This window comes from Magnetospirillum sulfuroxidans, from assembly GCF_018224925.1.
In the GTDB taxonomy this organism is placed as follows: domain Bacteria; phylum Pseudomonadota; class Alphaproteobacteria; order Rhodospirillales; family Magnetospirillaceae; genus Magnetospirillum; species Magnetospirillum sulfuroxidans.
Map to the genome: position 1 here is coordinate 20,396 of NZ_JAGTUF010000023.1, position 14,878 is coordinate 35,273.

Sequence of the window (14,878 nt, forward strand, 5' to 3'; positions counted from 1 at the left end):
CCGAAATCCCCTTCCCCGCAAGCGCGGGGAAGGGGGGCGGCTCACGCCCGGAACTTGCAGCGTGGCGCGGTTTCGCGTTCGTGGCGGATGTGCATGTAATTACCGAAGCGGGTGAACTCGCGCGGCATGGCCCCGGCACGGACGGCCTCGCCCAGGCCCTTGGCGTCGCGCACCACCAAGCCGCCCAGCACTTCCGCCCCGTAATGGTAAAGACGCGGCGTCAGCGGCGTCGCCGGCCCGACCAGGGCGATTCTTGATCCGTGGGCCAGGCGCAGGATGCGCGGCAGCGAGCGGTTGATCAGGGTCGAGGACGCCACCACCGTCGCCGCGCAGCCGGGCAAAAGCGTGTCCATGGCCACGGTGGGATATTCGCCGGGGCGGGGCTCGGTCTCGATCACTTGCGGGTTGCGCAAAACCTCGGACAGGCCGGGAAAGGCTCCGACCACCACCACTCGGCCGGCTTGGCCGCCGAAGGTGTCGGCGCCGTTGCCCATTTCGGCGGCCAGATCGAAGCGGTTGTAATGGGCGTTGATGGCGGCGATTCCCAGCGCCATTTCCAACGGGTCCCACGCTGCCGACAGATCGGCCAATTGCCGCAGGCTCTGCTTGCGCAATTGCGGCAGGCGCCCCAGCAAATCCTTGGCCGAGCGCGGCAGATAGGCCAGGCCGGCCCCCGCCGGGCCCTGCACCATCAGCCAACGCGGGCCGACGACGATTTGCCGCACCTCGTCGCTTGCCACCCCCAGGGCCAAGTCACGGTACAGCCGTTCCGGTCCCCACCATTGCCACAGCGCCTTGGTCTTGGGCGCCACCATGGAACCACCCTGGCCGGCGAAATCCAGCCAATGCTGCACCTGGGTGCCGGGGATGGCCGACAGCACCGGCAGCGCCAGCCCCTGGCCGGGTTCGATGGTGGCCAGCATTTCGCGGGCGGCGGCGGTGCAGGCGGCGAAATCGTCGATCACCACCAGATCGGAATCGTCGCGCATGGCGGCGCGGAACGCCTTGGCGGCGTGGGCGGCCATGTCCGAACTCACCGGGCATTCGCTGGCCAAATCAATCACCTGTCCGTCGCGCCGCACGCAGCCGGCCACCGCGAACCCCCGTTTCTTCAGGGTCAGGGCGAATTTCGCCAGCAAGCCGCCGACCAGGGCGTCGGCTTCGTGGATGACCACGCCGGGGCGGATGAAAGGGGCTTGGGTGGGTTGGAACTGGAACATCGCTTCACCCCGCCGCGACAGGGTGTGGGGCGGGGACCACCATCACCGGCTCGTCCAGCACCGCCATCAGCTTGCGGCGGATGCCGCCCAGGGTCTGGCCGGCCAGGGCGCAAGACAGGCATTGCCCCTTCAGGTGCACCAGCACGCGGTTGCCTTCAACCCCGGCCAGTTCCAGGTCGCCGCCGTCGTTTTGCACCATTGGGCGGATTTCGGCGATGGTGTCGGCGATGATGCGCAGGCGTTCTTGTTCGGTCATGGCGGCAAACCTTTCAACGGGTGTCGATGGGCAGATAACGGCGGGTGACGAAATCGACGCCTTGGGCCAATTCGGCCAAGCCGTCGCCGGTGCCGGCATGACGCTGGACCACCGACACCCAGCCGAAATAGCTGATGGCGGCCAGATGGCGGCGCAGATCGACGTGATCGATGGTGGAATCGCTGCCCGGCGCGGCGAAATCCGGCTCGTCGGCATGGAAATGGTCCAGCCGGCCGCGAACGGCGGCGAAGGTGACGTGGCCCATCTCGCCGGTGGCGGCCAGTCCGGCGGATGACAGATGCAGGCCGAATGCGGGATGGTCGATGGCGTTGACCATCAGATAGCATTCCTTGGCGCTGGCGCAGAAATCACCTTGGCTGGCGCCGATGGGGGCGAAGCACAGTACGGTGCCGTGGGCTTCCATGCGCGGCAGCAATTCCTCCAGGAACAGCCGGCACTGTTGCCAAGCGGCGCGATCGGGCAAGTCCTGGCGCCAACGGCTGTCCAACACCAGGGTGTGGCCGCCCAGATCGCGGCAGATCGCCGACAGATACAGCAGGTAATCCAGGGTGGCCTTGCGATTGAAGAAATCGGTGAACAACCCCATGCTGTGCTGCCCCCACAACAGGCCGTGCAGGCCGGTGACCGTCAATCCGGCCCGCTGGGCGGCGTGACGCCATTCATCCACCTGGGCGGCGTTGACGTCGCGCCAGGGGTCGGCCCAGGTATGGGAAGGCACGATCTCGATCCCCTGCAATCCCATGGCGCGCAGGCGGGGCAGCAGGTGCCGGTGGTCGAAGGCGGGCAGGGCCAGGTTCGAGGCGCACAGCTTCATCAGAGGTCGTCCGCCGAACGGATCAGCGCATGCGATTCCCCCAGGGTCGAGGGTGCCAGGGCGGCCTCGGCCGGCAGCTTGGCCTTGGCTTTGTCCACCCAGGCCAGGCCGCCATATACCAAGGCCAGGCTGACCTCGTTCAGCAGGTCCAGGATCTCGTGGCCGGAATCGACGATGATCGGCTGGATGCCCAGGCCCATCAGCCGACGGATCGACGACGTGCCGATGGAAGCGGCATAGACGGCGTGGCAGCCCTCGATGAAATCCAGCTTGGGCAGCACCTTGTCGGATGCGGTGCCGGTCAGGCCGGCACGGCCCGATTCGCCGACATGCTCGGCGGCGGTGAACGCGCGGATACCCACCAATTCCGCCCGTCCCGGCGCCACGTCGTACAGCACCAGACTTTCGGCGCCGCCGAAATGCAGGTTGACGGTGGTGCGGTCGTTCGAGGCGAAGGCGATTCTCAGCATGGATTGGTCTCCTTGTCCCGCGCCGTGCCCTGCCAATAGCGCGAGCGGTAAGGGCGGATTTCCTGGTAATGGCCGGCCAGCAAATTAGCGGTCTCGAACAGGGCGCGGCGCGTGCCGCCATAGCCGATCCACGCCTTGGCGTGATCGCCATAGCTGTCATAGATGGGAAAGCCGGCCCGCAGATGGGCGCAACCCAACCGCCGCGCCGCCTCGGCGCCGTGGGAATTGGCGACGATCAGTTCGGCCGCCTTGTCGCGGGCCAGCCATTCCAAATCTTCCAAATCGCCCACCACCACCGATTCCACCGGCAGCTCGGCCAAATGCCCGGCCCTGGCCGAGGCCACCGCCGCCGCCACTTCCGCCCCCATGCCGTGGAGGAATCGGGTCAGCGCGGCCAGATGGTCGGCATCGGCGGCGATGGCCACCCTGGCGCCCCCCAACTGGAACTGGCAATCGACCATGGCATCCATCAATTGCGAGCGCTGGCGCAGGATCGTCGGCGGCATGGCGATGCCGGCGATGTCGCACAAGGTGCTGGAAAAGGCGTCGCAGGCTTCCAGCCCCATCAATCCGGCAAAGCGGAAATCGGCGACGCCGGTCTTTTCGCGCAACAGGTCGGCGGCGCGGTCCAGCGACCGGCCGACGACCAGGGTGGCCTGGGACTGATGCATGGTCTCGAGGTCGGCCTTCAGCGCCCCGCCATAGGTCAGGGTGGAAAAGCCCTCGTCGATCAAATGGCCGTCCAGGGAATCGGCGATATCGGGCACCATGATCGGATGCAGGTCGAAGGCGGTGATCCAATCCCGCAGGGATTCGACGTCGCCGGGGGTCATCATCGCCGGCACCAAAACGTTGACTTGGCGGACACGGGTGACGTTGTCGCGCGATGTCGGCACCAAGGTGCGCAGCAGCGCCTCGACCGCCAGGGCATAGCCGGTTTCCAGGCAGCCCAGGGTGTCGCTGGCCGAAACCGGCACCACCGCCACCTCGGAGAATTCCGGATGGGCGGCGCGGAAGGCGGCGACGGTCCGCGGCACGTCGGCGCCTTGCATTTCCGATAGTCCGGTGGTGATCAGGCCGATCACTTCGGGCAGGTCCTTGGCGCAGATGGTTGCCAGCGCCTCGACGACGTTGTCGTCGGCGCCGATGATGGTGGTGACTTGATCCATGGCGGTGGTCTGCAACGCGATGGGATCGTCAAAATGGCGCATGAAGAACAATTTGTTGAAGGACGTGCAGCCACGCGCCCCATGTTCCAGCGGCATGGCCCGCGCCAGCCCCAGAAAGGCCAACGAAGCGCCGATAGGCTGGCTGGTCTTCAGCGGGTTGACCGCCAAGGCCTTGGTGGGCAGGACGATTTCCGCCATCTCAGCGCACCTGGGCCCAGACCGGCGAATGCAATGCGCGGTCGATGTTGCGGGCCAGTTCGATGACGCCGTCATAGCCGGCATAGCCGATGCGCCGGACATGGTCGATGTCCAGGAAGGGCAGGCGCGATTTCAGGCTGGGATAGATATAGCGGTCGCCGGCCACCATCAGCTCGGCCCCGGTATCGTGGAAGGTCTTGATCAGCGCCTTCTGGTCGTTGTCGGCAATCATCAAGGCGTCCTCGCCCATCAGGGCGCGGATGCGGGCCTTGTCCTCCTCGGTCGATTTCTCGGTGCCGGTGGCCACCACCACCATGCCCAAATCCTGCAGGGCCGAAACCACCGACCACGATTTATAGCCGCCGGTGAAGACCAGCACCCGTTTGCCGGCCAGGCGGCGGCGCAGGGGCTCCAGCGCCGCTTCGACCCGAGCTTCCTCGCGGGCGATCATCGCCTCGGTGCGTTGGAACAAATCGACGTCGCCGAGGGCGCGGGCGAAGTCGCGGAAGGCCTGGCTGGTGTCGCGCATCCCATAGAAGCTGCCCTCGAACCACGGGATATTGTAATCGTCCTCCAGCTTGCGGGCCACGTGCAGCATGGCCTTGGAACACACCACCATGCTGACCCGCGCCCGGTGCATGGTGCGGATTTCGGCGAAGCGCGAATCGCCGGAAAAGCAGCACAACACCCGCAGGCCCAGTGCGTCGAACAAGGGTGCCACGTTCCAGAACTCGCCGCCCACGTTCCATTCGCCGATCAAATTGACGTCGATGGCGGGAAACGGCGCTGGCGCCGGTTCGGCGGTGCCGATGACGTGCTTGTAGACCGCATCGCCGGCGATGCGGTTGCCCAAATTCTTGTTGCCGTAAAATCCGGCGCAGTCCACCGGGATCACCGGGATTCCGAAACGGTCCGACGCCGCCAGGGCCACGGCGCCGATGTCGTCGCCCTGCAGCGCCGGCACGCAGGTGTTGTAAACAAACACCGCCGGCGGCGCATAGGTCTCGACCGCCTGGCGGATGGCCTGGAACAGCCGCTTCTCGCCACGCCCCATGATGACGTCCATGTCCGACAGGTCGGTGGTCATGCCGATGCGGAAGGTGTCGGCACCGCTGGAACGGGTGCCGCGATTGTCCCACGACGATCCGGCGCAGCCGATGGGGCCGTGGACGATGTGGGCGACGTCGGCGATGGGCAGCAGCGCGTTGCGGGCGCCGTCGAAGCAGCAACCGCCTTGCGTCGCCCCCGGCTTGGGCTTGGCGCAGCCCGACTTGGCCTTGGCATTGTGGGCACAGGCCGGTTCGTTCATCAGGGCTTGCAGTTCGTCTGGCTTCATCTCCGTCTCCCCCAAATTGGTGGACGAAGGGATCAAAGCAATCCGCGGGCCAGTTTATGTTTTCTTGGTATATAGCGCGAAAATCCGCTGATTTCGTACCAACCCAGCGATAAAGCCGCATATTCCGTACGATTATGTGCGCATGTCGCTATGGCGTCTTTGTGTCATCTGTGTATGATTTGTTAGTTTTTCGACAATAGCGGTATTCATTAAAATCAATAAGTTAGACATTTTATAAAGTGGCCCCGGATTTGCAGCGTGGGGATCAGCGCCCCAACCAGGGAGTGACGCTGGATGGACATGAAATACACCGTCGCCCTCGACGTCGAGGATTTCACCGACGACTTCACCCATTGCTTCACCGGCGAATGCCGGGTCAACGTTCTGCCCATCCTGTTCCAGATCAGCCAGGTGATCGCCGATTCCCAGGATCTGGGGGCGTCGCTGTCCATCATCTTGACGGTGATGCAGCAACGGCTGAAAATGCAGCGCGGCATGGTCAATCTGTACGACCGGGCGACGGAAACCATCTTCATCCACGAAAGCTTCGGCCTGTCCGACGAACAGAAGGGGCGCGGCATCTACGCGCCGGGCGAGGGGATCACCGGCCAAGTGGTGCAAAGCGGCCAGGCCATTATCGTGCCGCAACTGAGGGACAATCCCAGTTTCCTGAACCGCACCCTGGCCCATGGCGACGGCACCCATCTGAACGCGTCGTTCATGTGCGTGCCCATCATTCACGCCAAGAAGGTCATGGGCACCATCAGCGCCGAGCGCGTCTATCTGAACCGCCGGTTGTTGAAACAGGACGTGGAATTGCTGGCCACCATCGCCTCGATGATTGCCCCGGCGGTGGAATTGTACCTGTTGGAAAACGTCGAGAAGGTTCGGCTGGAAAACGAGAACCGGCGCCTGCAGAACGCGCTGAAGGACCGTTTCAAGCCCACCAACATCATCGGCAATTCCAAGTCCATGCAGGGCGCCTACGACCTGATCGGCAAGGTGGCGGCGACCAAGGCCACCGTGCTGGTGTTGGGGGAAAGCGGTGTCGGCAAGGAATTGGTGGCCAATGCCATCCATTATAATTCCGCCACCGCCGACGGCCCTTTCATCAAGTTCAACTGCGCGGCGCTGCCGGAAACCATCGTCGAAAGCGAATTGTTCGGTCATGAAAAGGGCGCCTTCACCGGCGCCGCCGCCCTGCGCAAGGGTCGTTTCGAGTTAGCCGATGGCGGCACCATCTTCCTGGACGAGGTGGGCGAGCTGTCGCTGTCCATGCAGGCCAAGCTGCTGCGGGTGTTGCAGGAAAAGACCTTCGAGCGGGTGGGGGGATCAAGGCCGATCAAGGTCGATCTGCGCATCGTCGCCGCCACCAACCGCGACCTGCTGGACATGGTGGAGAAGGGCACCTTCCGCGAGGATTTGTATTACCGTCTGAATGTCTTCCCCATGACCATTCCGCCGCTGCGCGAACGCGGCAGCGACGTCATCTTGTTGGCCGACCATTTCGTCGCCCTTTATGCCGCCGAGAACGGCAAGGACGTGCGCCGTATCTCGACTCCGGCCTTGAACATGCTGATGGCCTATCACTGGCCCGGCAACGTGCGCGAGCTGGAAAACGTCATAGAGCGCTCGGTCATCCTGGCCGAGGACGGAGTGATCCATGGCTACGATCTGCCGCCGTCGCTGCAGACGCCCGAGGAAACCGGCACCAGCTTCGGCTGCGGCCTGGAAGCCAAGGTCAACGCCGTCGAATACGAAATGATCGTCGAGGCGCTGAAGACCCATCGCGGCAACACCACCGAGGCGGCCCGCGAATTGGGCCTGACGCGGCGCATCCTGGGCCTGCGCATGGAAAAGCACGGCATCAGCTATAAAAACTTCCGCAAAATCGCACCCATGGGAGCCAATTCATGACCGCACAGACGATGAATCAGCAATACCATCTGATCCTGGCCGACATCGCCATGGCGGCGGCGATCAAGACCCACGATCCCCAATACGTCTTTTATACCGGCAGCGCCGGCTATGTCGCCGGCTCGATCCGCGATCAATGGCTGGCCGACACCAGCGACCAGCGTCTGGTTATGCGGGTGGTGGCCATGGCCAATGCCGGCGTGGGATCGCTGCAGGCCATGGAGCCCGAACGTCTGGCCAAGCTGGCCGACCAATACGGCGTGCCGGTGGGCCAGGATCTGGCCGGCATGATCGCCGGCCATTTCGACGCCAAGCGCGAGGCCTGGCTGAGCTATACCCGTTAACCGACCGCGGAACGGCTATTTGTCGATCGCGGTTCTAAGGGGCGAGTTTTTTGCCCGAGATTGCTTCTTGCTCCTGCGGACCTGACCTGAGGTCGTGCAATGCGTCCGGTGAGAAAGAGAATTTTCCGGCAAGAATGCAACCAGAGAGGCGGGGGAATATTGCTGGTGAAGGCGCCACCATTCATCGAAAACATCGCGTGTCAGTTGAGCGAAATCCGCCAAGCCGGTGTGGCGCGATATCCCAGCCCCACAAAAAAACACCACCTTGCCGTCGTCCAAGGCGTCGCGCAATTGAAGGGGAAGGGGAAGGGGAAGGGGAAGGGGGATGGGCGTGTGCATGATCTGCCGGGTTGAAGGCGAGAATGCTCGGATTATATGCCGGCAGATCGTCGCCGCAACTGATGGTTAGTGGGCTGCCCCAAAAATCCATCCTTCCAGCCGAACGGTTCCGACCATGGTGACCACCAGCGCATTGGCGGCATGATCGTGAACCGGGGAATAGCTTAATACCGCCGGACGGAGCCATCTCCGGCATCCATGCAACGGTATGATGTCGAGGTTCGGGGCGACGATCTGGAGCGGTTGTAGAAAGCCGCCCCATCCCGGCATTGCCGTATTGCCACCAGCGTTGAGGCCGAAACCGAGCGCCACGGACGGGCTATGACAGCCAGGATAAGAGTTTGGACTTGCCCTGAAAGAGTGGAGAGAGTGCATGTTAGGTCTGCCGATGGCGGGCCAGATAAAGCGGTGTGCGTGACTTTGGTACGCGGCGGATGAAGTTCCAGCGGGCGACGTGATAGCTGGGATCGAAGCCATAGAAATTCAGCTTCATCCGCTCCAATTCCTCGGCTCGATAGGCGGCAAGGGGCTTGTGGCCTTCGTCGGCCAGTCGGGCCAGTCGCTTGGCCGCCAGTTTGGCCTCGATGTCGGTGGCAACCGCCAGTTTTTCCGCTTCCGCCACCACCAGGGCGCGGAATTCCAACGGTGTGCGGCCAAAGGCGCCGTCGATCAGGCCCAGATCCAAGGCTTGCGCGGTGCCCATGGGCAAGCGGGCCTGAACCACCTGTTCAGCCTTGGCGGCGCCGCAGCGTCGCGGCAGCAGATAGGTCCAGTATTCGGAACCGTAGAGGTTGCCCATGCCCTTGTAATGGGGGTTCAAGATCACCCCGGTCCGGGCCAGCACCATATCGGCGGCCAGGGCCATGAACACGCCGCCGGCGCCGGCATTGCCGGCCATGGCGGCGATGGTCAGGTGTGAACCGCAAGTGATGATCGCCTCGCACAGATCGTTCATGGCGTTGATGTTGCGCCAGGATTCATCGGCGGGGCTGGCGGCGGCCTCGATGGTCGACAGATGGATGCCGTTGGACCAGAAATCGGGGCCGCCCATCAGGCAGATCACCTTGGTCGGGCGCTGAGTGGCGGCGATAAAGGCATCTTTCAGGCGGGTGCACTGATCGGTGCTCATAGCGCCGTTATGAAAGGGAAAATGCAGATAGCCGATGGCGTGCTTTTCATCGTACCAGATATCGTGATGGCCGGGCGCGACCGGCAAGGCGGCTGCCTCGGGCAGCACATCGGTCGCGGGCAGTTTCAGGCTGCCTTTGGCGGCGGTGCGCATCCGTCCGATCCAGACGGCGCCATCGCAGGTGGCGCGCGCCACCATGCCGTCACGCTGGGCCAGCCAGTGACCGGGGGGGCCGGTCAAGCCGTCGGCGGGGTGACCGTCGAACAGGTAATAATCGCCATCGCGGACACCAGGTGCGCCATCCGAGGCGCGCAGCTTGCGTAAGATCGTGGCGGTGTCGTCGGCGTTCCAGTCGATGGCGCGGGCGCTTTGGGGCATGGCGGGCCGCCAGAGGGGGGCGGCGGGACGTTGCGGCTGAGGCCGGTTCAAGGCTTCCATCACCGCTTCCACCGCCGCTTCGGTCACTTCGTTGCGGTACAGGCTGGATTTGGTCGCGGCGCGCAGGGGGAAGGTCCGGCTGGCCCAGACCGGGCCGGCATCCATTTCCGCTTCGGCTTGCAAAACGGTGACGCCCCAGCTTTCCGCCCGGTTCAGGATCGCCCAGTCCAAGGCGGCGGGACCGCGATCGCCCACCGGGCCGGGATGGATGACCAAGCAGGTGTGCTGTTGCCACACCGCCGGGGGGATGGCGCGTTTCAGGAAGGGGGCGATGATCAGATCGGGCTTGGCCTGGGCCACCGCCTCAAGGGTCACCGCGTCATTGACGTCCAATTCCAGGCTGATCTCGTGGCCAGCCTGCTCGAGCTCCACCCACAGCCGTTGGGTCAGGGAATTGAACGAATGGGCCAGCAACAAGATGCGCATCAGCAGATCCTTGGCAATTGTTCGCCGGCCAGCCAGTCGACGATGCGGGTGCCGCCCATGGCGGTTTTCATGCGGACGAAATGATGCGGGTCGGCGTCGCATTGGCCGATGATGGCGGCGTCGCCTCCCAGCGGATGGGCGCGCATGGCGGCCAGCACCGTTTCGGCATCTTCCGGCGGGCAGATGCAGATCAGTTTGCCTTCGTTGGCCACATAAAGCGGGTCCAGGCCCAACAATTCGCAGGCCCCCAGCACTTGCGGCTTGAGCGGGACCGCCGTTTCGCTGATGACCATGCCCACCGCCGATTGGCTGGCGATTTCGTTCAAGGTGGCGGCAAGGCCGCCCCGGGTCGGGTCGCGCAGCACCCGAATGCCCGGCGCGGCGGCGATCATGGCGGCGACCAGGGTATGCAGCGCGGCGGAATCCGACAAAATCGCGGTCTCGAAGCCCAGGGATTCGCGTTGGCTCATGACCGCGATTCCGTGATCGCCCATGCTTCCCGACACCAAGATGACGTCGTCGGGACGGGCCTTGTCGCCGGAAATGTCGATGCCCGCCGGCACCATGCCGATGCCGGCGGTGGTGATGAAGACGCCGTCGCCCTTGCCCTTTTCCACCACCTTGGTGTCCCCGGTCATCACCGGCACGCCGGCGGCTTTCGCCGCGGCGGCCATGGAGGTGACGATGCGGGCCAGATCGGCCAGGGGGAAGCCTTCCTCGATGATGAAGCCCGCCGACAGACCGATGGGAACGGCGCCGGCCATGGCGACGTCATTGATGGTGCCATGCACCGACAAGCTGCCGATGTCGCCGCCGGGAAAGAACAACGGCGAAATGACATAGCCGTCGGTGCTCATCACCATGCGCCCGCCTGGCACGCTAAAGGCGCCTTGGTCGTTGCCCTGGGACAGAATTTCGTTGTCAAAGGCGGCGACGAATAATTCTTCCACCAACTGGGCCATGGCGCGGCCGCCGCCGCCATGGGTCAGATCGACGCGGCCGCTATTGAGATCCAGCGGGCGGGGGTGGGATCGGCGGGGCAAGGTCATGCGGTGGGGGCTTTCGTGTCGCGGAAACGGCCATAGGTCCAGTGGGCGGCGCAGGCGCCCTCGGCCGACACCATACACGAACCCATGGGGTTCTCCGGGGTGCAGATGGTGCCGAACAATTTGCAGTCGATGGGTTTTTTGACGCCCCTGAGGATGGCGCCGCATTCACACGCCTTGTTGTCGGCGACGCTGTCTTGCGGCACGTCCCAATGACGTTCGGCGTCGAAGGCGGCATAGGCGTGCTTGATGCGCAGGGCCGAATAGGGCACCAGCCCCAGGCCGCGCCATTCAAAGGCCTTGCGCAATTCGAACATGTCGGCGACCAGGGATTTGGCCTTGGCGTTGCCGTCGCGGGTCACCGCGCGGGAAAACTCGTTTTCCACCGCGAAACGGCCGTCATTGATCTGGCGCACCAGCATGCGCACCGCTTGCAGCACGTCCAGCGGCTCGAAGCCGGCGATGACCACCGGGCGCTGATATTCCTCGGCGAAATATTCGTATGGCTGCGAGCCGATGATGGTGGAAACATGGGCCGGGCCGATGAAACCATCCAGCTTGACCGTGCCCAATTCGCGCACTTCCGGGCTGTCGAGGATTTGGGCGATGGCCGACGGCGTCAGCACGTGATTGCAAAAGACGAAGAAATTGGTCAGTCCCAGCGCCTGGGCCTGCTTGATCGCCACCGCGGTGGGGGGAGTGGTGGTTTCAAAGCCGATGGCGAAGAACACCACGCGGCGGGCCGGGTTGGCCTGGGCCAGCTTGACCGCGTCCAGCGTCGAATAGACCATGCGGATGTCGCGACCCTCGGCCTTGGCTTTCAGCAGGGACAGGCGCTTGGAACCGGGCACCCGCAGCATGTCGCCATAGGTGCACAAGATGACGTCGGCTTGGCCGGCCAGCCAGATGGCGGCGTCGATGCGGCCCACCGGCAACACGCAGACCGGGCAGCCCGGCCCGTGCACCATGTGGACATTGGCGGGCAAGATGTCTTCCAGGCCATAGCGGGAAATGGCGTGGGTGTGGCCGCCGCAGAATTCCATCAGGTGATAGGTGCGGGCGGAATCGGCCTCTTGTCCGATGGAGGCGGCCAGTTGCCGGGCCAGTTCGCCGTCGCGATATTCATCGATGTATTTCATGCCGAGGCGCCCATCGCCGCCATTTCGGCGAACAAGGCCAGGGTCTTTTCCGCTTCGGCCGGATCGACCTTGGTCAGGGCATAGCCGACATGGACAATGACGTAATCGCCCACCGCCACATCTTCCACCAGGGACAGGGAAATGGCCTTGGTGACGCCGCCCAGGTCAACCTTGGCCTGATCGTCGTCGAGCAATTCAACCACGCGGGACGGCAGGGCAAGACACATGGCTAAACCTCCGTGTGGGCGGCGATCCACGCCTGGCCCAAGGACAAGCCGGGATCGCCCGGCGAAACCGTGAGGGCGGTCAAGGCGGTCAGGCCGCGTCGCGACAATTCGACCTTGAGGCCCTGGGTCAGCACTTTATTGAAGAAACAGCCGCCACCCAAGGCAATGATCGGGCAGCCGGTGGTTTCCGCCGCCTGCGCCACCCATGCCGCCATGCCGCGGATCAAGGTGCCGTGGAACAGATTGGCGCCTTCGCTTTGGTCGGAATGGTCGGCCAGATGGGCCAGCAGGGGGGAAAAATCCAACCGCCCTTGATCAAGCCGCCAGCCCGTGGCCAGGGGTCTGGGGACGGTGACCAGGGCTTCCAGCGCCATGGGAGCCTGGCCTTCGAAGGCGGCGCGGGGATAAAGGTTCAACAGGCCGCAGGCGGCGTCGAACAAGCGCCCGGCGGACGAGGTTTCGGGACTGTTCAACCCTTTGTCCAAGATGGTTGACAGCATCGCCGCCGGCTTGAAATGCGGCCAGCGCCCGGCGATCTCGCTTCCCCGCCCCAGCTTATGCAGGGCGCTGGCGGCCATGCGCCAAGGCTCGCGCGCGGCGACGTCGCCGCCGGGCTGACGCAGAGGGGCGAGATGGCCGAGGCGGCGGTAGGATGGACCTTCGCAATACAGCAATTCGCCGCCCCAGGCCTGATTGGCGGGGCCAAGGCCAAAACCGTCAAGCGACAAGCCGATCACCGGCCCGTCATGCCCATTTTCCACGGCGATGGCGGCGGCGTGGGCATGGTGGTGCTGCACCGGCACTTGCGGCAGGTCCAGGCTTTGGCCGAAGCGGGTGGAATGGAAATCGGGGTGCAGATCATGGGCGACGCGGGTGGGCGTCACCGCCAACTCGGCCACCAGGGTCTTGACCGACGCTTCGAAACCGGCGATGGCTTCGGGGGCGCCAAGATCGCCATGGATGACGGACAGGTAAGCGCGGTCGCCCTTGGTGACGCAGATGGTGTTCTTCAAAAACGCTCCCAGCGCCAGGGTGCAGGGCACCGCGTGGGGCAGGGCGATTGCGTGGGCGATGGCGGTCATGGCCACGCCTGAAGAAAATCACCCTCGGAAAGACAGACCCTCATCCCAAATTGGCCTTGGCGGCGGCCAGTTTGGCTTCCAACATCTTGATCCGTTCGGCGATGGCGCGACGACGGCCTTCGCTCACCCAGGCCAGCCATTCATCCATGCCCTGGCCGGAACGGGCCGACACCTGCAACACCACGATGTCGGGATTGACGCGGCGGGCATAAGCGATGCACTGATCGACGTCGAAATCCAGATAGGGCAGCAAATCGACCTTGTTCAGGATCATCATCGCGGCGGCGGCGAACATGTCGGGGTATTTCAGCGGCTTGTCCTCGCCCTCGGTCACCGACAAGATGGCGACCTTATAGGCCTCGCCCAAATCAAAGGCGGCGGGGCAGACCAGATTGCCGACATTTTCGATGAACAGAACCGAATCCTCGGCCGGCTTCAACGCGCCGAAAGCGGCGGCGACCATGTGGGCGTCGAGATGGCAGCCCTTGCCGGTATTGACCTGGACGGCCGGGGCGCCGGTGGCGCGGATGCGGTCGGCGTCGTTGCTGGTCTGCTGGTCGCCTTCGATCACCGCGACCGGATAGCGTCCGGCCAGCGCCTCGATGGTCTTGCACAACAAGGTGGTTTTGCCAGAGCCGGGGCTGGACACCAGATTAAGGGTGAAGATGCCGCGCTCGGCCAGCCAGGAGCGGTTGATCTCGGCCAGGGATTTGTTATGGCCCAAGATATCTTGTTCGATCTGGATGATCCGGTTTTGGCTCAGGCCGGGCACATGAACGCCGGCAATGCCCTGGCCGAAATGCAGATCATCGCCGTGGTGGTGGTGCGGGTGGCCGTGATCAGGACCATGATGATGGTCGTGGTCGTGGTCGTGGTCGTGGTCGTGGTCATGACCATGGTCATGAGAATGGTCGTGGGAATGTTCCAATTTGGCGTCGCCGCAGCCGCAAACTGTGCACATCACTCCACCTCCAGTTCCTTGATCCGCATGTCGCCGCCACCGGTGACCTGCAAGCCCCAACCGCCGCAGATGGGACAGGCTTCGCCCCGACGGGGCAAGGTCACCGTGCGGGCGCAATCCAGGCAATAAGCTTGACCGGGGATTGTGACGATTTCCAGGACCGCGTCAGCGGCCACGGCCGATCCCTTGGCAATGGCGGAAAAACAAAACAGCATGGATTCGGGGTCGACCTGGGATAATTCGCCGATTTCCAGCCACACCGTCTTGACCTTGGTGAAGCCGTGGGTGGCCGCCTGTTCTTCCAAAATACGCACCACGCCTTCGGTCAGGGACATTTCGTGCATGA

General features: G+C 64.1%; 15 protein-coding genes. 2 read left to right on the top strand and 13 right to left on the bottom strand.

Going from position 1 to position 14,878, the window contains the following annotated elements:
* Nucleotides 1-41 precede the first annotated feature (41 nt).
* Genes KEC16_RS17080 through nifE form a run of 6 tightly spaced genes read right to left on the bottom strand, consistent with a single transcriptional unit; the run spans nt 42 to nt 5,484 of the window.
* Complete coding sequence (locus KEC16_RS17080) at nt 42-1,220, bottom strand: Rossmann-like domain-containing protein (protein ID WP_211551167.1); 1,179 nt, start codon at nt 1,218-1,220, stop codon at nt 42-44.
* A 4-nt stretch (nt 1,221-1,224) separates the two neighbouring features.
* A complete protein-coding gene (locus KEC16_RS17085) occupies nt 1,225-1,476 on the bottom strand; it encodes a NifU family protein (protein WP_211551169.1) in 252 nt (83 codons plus the stop codon).
* Between the two features lie 13 nt (nt 1,477-1,489).
* On the bottom strand, nt 1,490-2,311 hold the full coding sequence (locus KEC16_RS17090) for a sugar phosphate isomerase/epimerase family protein (RefSeq protein ID WP_211551171.1): 822 nt from the start codon (nt 2,309-2,311) through the stop codon (nt 1,490-1,492).
* Nucleotides 2,311-2,781, bottom strand: coding sequence for a NifB/NifX family molybdenum-iron cluster-binding protein (locus tag KEC16_RS17095; RefSeq protein ID WP_211551173.1), 471 nt, complete (start codon nt 2,779-2,781; stop codon nt 2,311-2,313). Before KEC16_RS17095 ends, KEC16_RS17090 begins: the two co-directional genes overlap by 1 nt.
* Nucleotides 2,775-4,148, bottom strand: coding sequence for a nitrogenase iron-molybdenum cofactor biosynthesis protein NifN (gene nifN, locus KEC16_RS17100; protein WP_211551175.1), 1,374 nt, complete (start codon nt 4,146-4,148; stop codon nt 2,775-2,777). The genes KEC16_RS17095 and nifN overlap by 7 nt, the downstream gene beginning before the upstream one ends.
* 1 nt (nt 4,149) lies before the next feature.
* A complete protein-coding gene (gene nifE, locus KEC16_RS17105) occupies nt 4,150-5,484 on the bottom strand; it encodes a nitrogenase iron-molybdenum cofactor biosynthesis protein NifE (RefSeq protein ID WP_211551177.1) in 1,335 nt (444 codons plus the stop codon).
* A 294-nt stretch (nt 5,485-5,778) separates the two neighbouring features.
* On the opposite strand from nifE, the gene KEC16_RS17110 reads away from it, so the two are divergent.
* Together KEC16_RS17110 and KEC16_RS17115 are read left to right on the top strand one after the other, a co-directional pair.
* Nucleotides 5,779-7,401, top strand: coding sequence for a sigma-54 interaction domain-containing protein (locus KEC16_RS17110; RefSeq protein ID WP_211551179.1), 1,623 nt, complete (start codon nt 5,779-5,781; stop codon nt 7,399-7,401).
* Nucleotides 7,398-7,745, top strand: a complete 348-nt coding sequence (locus KEC16_RS17115) for a hypothetical protein (RefSeq protein ID WP_211551181.1) — start codon at nt 7,398-7,400, stop codon at nt 7,743-7,745. Before KEC16_RS17110 ends, KEC16_RS17115 begins: the two co-directional genes overlap by 4 nt.
* 715 nt (nt 7,746-8,460) lie before the next feature.
* Here KEC16_RS17115 and KEC16_RS17120 read toward each other — a convergent pair.
* From KEC16_RS17120 to hypA, 7 genes are read right to left on the bottom strand one after another with little or no spacing between them, the layout of a single operon-like run.
* Nucleotides 8,461-10,077 (bottom strand): hydrogenase maturation protein, encoded by a 1,617-nt coding sequence (locus KEC16_RS17120; protein WP_211551183.1) that lies wholly within the window; start codon nt 10,075-10,077, stop codon nt 8,461-8,463.
* Nucleotides 10,077-11,126, bottom strand: coding sequence for a hydrogenase expression/formation protein HypE (hypE, locus tag KEC16_RS17125; protein ID WP_211551185.1), 1,050 nt, complete (start codon nt 11,124-11,126; stop codon nt 10,077-10,079). The genes KEC16_RS17120 and hypE overlap by 1 nt, the downstream gene beginning before the upstream one ends.
* Nucleotides 11,123-12,262 (bottom strand): hydrogenase formation protein HypD, encoded by a 1,140-nt coding sequence (gene hypD, locus KEC16_RS17130; RefSeq protein ID WP_211551187.1) that lies wholly within the window; start codon nt 12,260-12,262, stop codon nt 11,123-11,125. Before hypD ends, hypE begins: the two co-directional genes overlap by 4 nt.
* Entirely contained in the window at nt 12,259-12,489 is a 231-nt protein-coding gene (locus tag KEC16_RS17135; RefSeq protein ID WP_211551189.1) for a HypC/HybG/HupF family hydrogenase formation chaperone, read from the bottom strand. Before KEC16_RS17135 ends, hypD begins: the two co-directional genes overlap by 4 nt.
* Nucleotides 12,490-12,491: 2 nt before the next feature.
* Nucleotides 12,492-13,571, bottom strand: a complete 1,080-nt coding sequence (locus tag KEC16_RS17140) for a Kae1-like domain-containing protein (protein WP_211551191.1) — start codon at nt 13,569-13,571, stop codon at nt 12,492-12,494.
* A 40-nt stretch (nt 13,572-13,611) separates the two neighbouring features.
* A complete protein-coding gene (gene hypB / locus KEC16_RS17145; protein ID WP_211551193.1) occupies nt 13,612-14,532 on the bottom strand; it encodes a hydrogenase nickel incorporation protein HypB in 921 nt (306 codons plus the stop codon).
* Nucleotides 14,532-14,876 carry a hydrogenase maturation nickel metallochaperone HypA gene (gene hypA / locus KEC16_RS17150; protein WP_211551195.1) on the bottom strand — a complete coding sequence of 115 codons (345 nt, stop codon included), beginning with the start codon at nt 14,874-14,876 and terminating at the stop codon, nt 14,532-14,534. The genes hypB and hypA overlap by 1 nt, the downstream gene beginning before the upstream one ends.
* Nucleotides 14,877-14,878: the final 2 nt, after the last annotated feature.

Bases quoted from the DNA above. Each gene is read 5' to 3' on its own strand.
- KEC16_RS17080 (WP_211551167.1), bottom strand. From the start codon at position 1,220: ATGTTCCAGTTCCAACCCACCCAAGCCCCTTTCATCCGCCCCGGCGTG.
- KEC16_RS17085 (WP_211551169.1), bottom strand. From the start codon at position 1,476: ATGACCGAACAAGAACGCCTGCGCATCATCGCCGACACCATCGCCGAA.
- KEC16_RS17090 (WP_211551171.1), bottom strand. From the start codon at position 2,311: ATGAAGCTGTGCGCCTCGAACCTGGCCCTGCCCGCCTTCGACCACCGG.
- KEC16_RS17095 (WP_211551173.1), bottom strand. From the start codon at position 2,781: ATGCTGAGAATCGCCTTCGCCTCGAACGACCGCACCACCGTCAACCTG.
- nifN (WP_211551175.1), bottom strand. From the start codon at position 4,148: ATGGCGGAAATCGTCCTGCCCACCAAGGCCTTGGCGGTCAACCCGCTG.
- nifE (WP_211551177.1), bottom strand. From the start codon at position 5,484: ATGAAGCCAGACGAACTGCAAGCCCTGATGAACGAACCGGCCTGTGCC.
- KEC16_RS17110 (WP_211551179.1), top strand. From the start codon at position 5,779: ATGGACATGAAATACACCGTCGCCCTCGACGTCGAGGATTTCACCGAC.
- KEC16_RS17115 (WP_211551181.1), top strand. From the start codon at position 7,398: ATGACCGCACAGACGATGAATCAGCAATACCATCTGATCCTGGCCGAC.
- KEC16_RS17120 (WP_211551183.1), bottom strand. From the start codon at position 10,077: ATGCGCATCTTGTTGCTGGCCCATTCGTTCAATTCCCTGACCCAACGG.
- hypE (WP_211551185.1), bottom strand. From the start codon at position 11,126: ATGACCTTGCCCCGCCGATCCCACCCCCGCCCGCTGGATCTCAATAGC.
- hypD (WP_211551187.1), bottom strand. From the start codon at position 12,262: ATGAAATACATCGATGAATATCGCGACGGCGAACTGGCCCGGCAACTG.
- KEC16_RS17135 (WP_211551189.1), bottom strand. From the start codon at position 12,489: ATGTGTCTTGCCCTGCCGTCCCGCGTGGTTGAATTGCTCGACGACGAT.
- KEC16_RS17140 (WP_211551191.1), bottom strand. From the start codon at position 13,571: ATGACCGCCATCGCCCACGCAATCGCCCTGCCCCACGCGGTGCCCTGC.
- hypB (WP_211551193.1), bottom strand. From the start codon at position 14,532: ATGTGCACAGTTTGCGGCTGCGGCGACGCCAAATTGGAACATTCCCAC.
- hypA (WP_211551195.1), bottom strand. From the start codon at position 14,876: ATGCACGAAATGTCCCTGACCGAAGGCGTGGTGCGTATTTTGGAAGAA.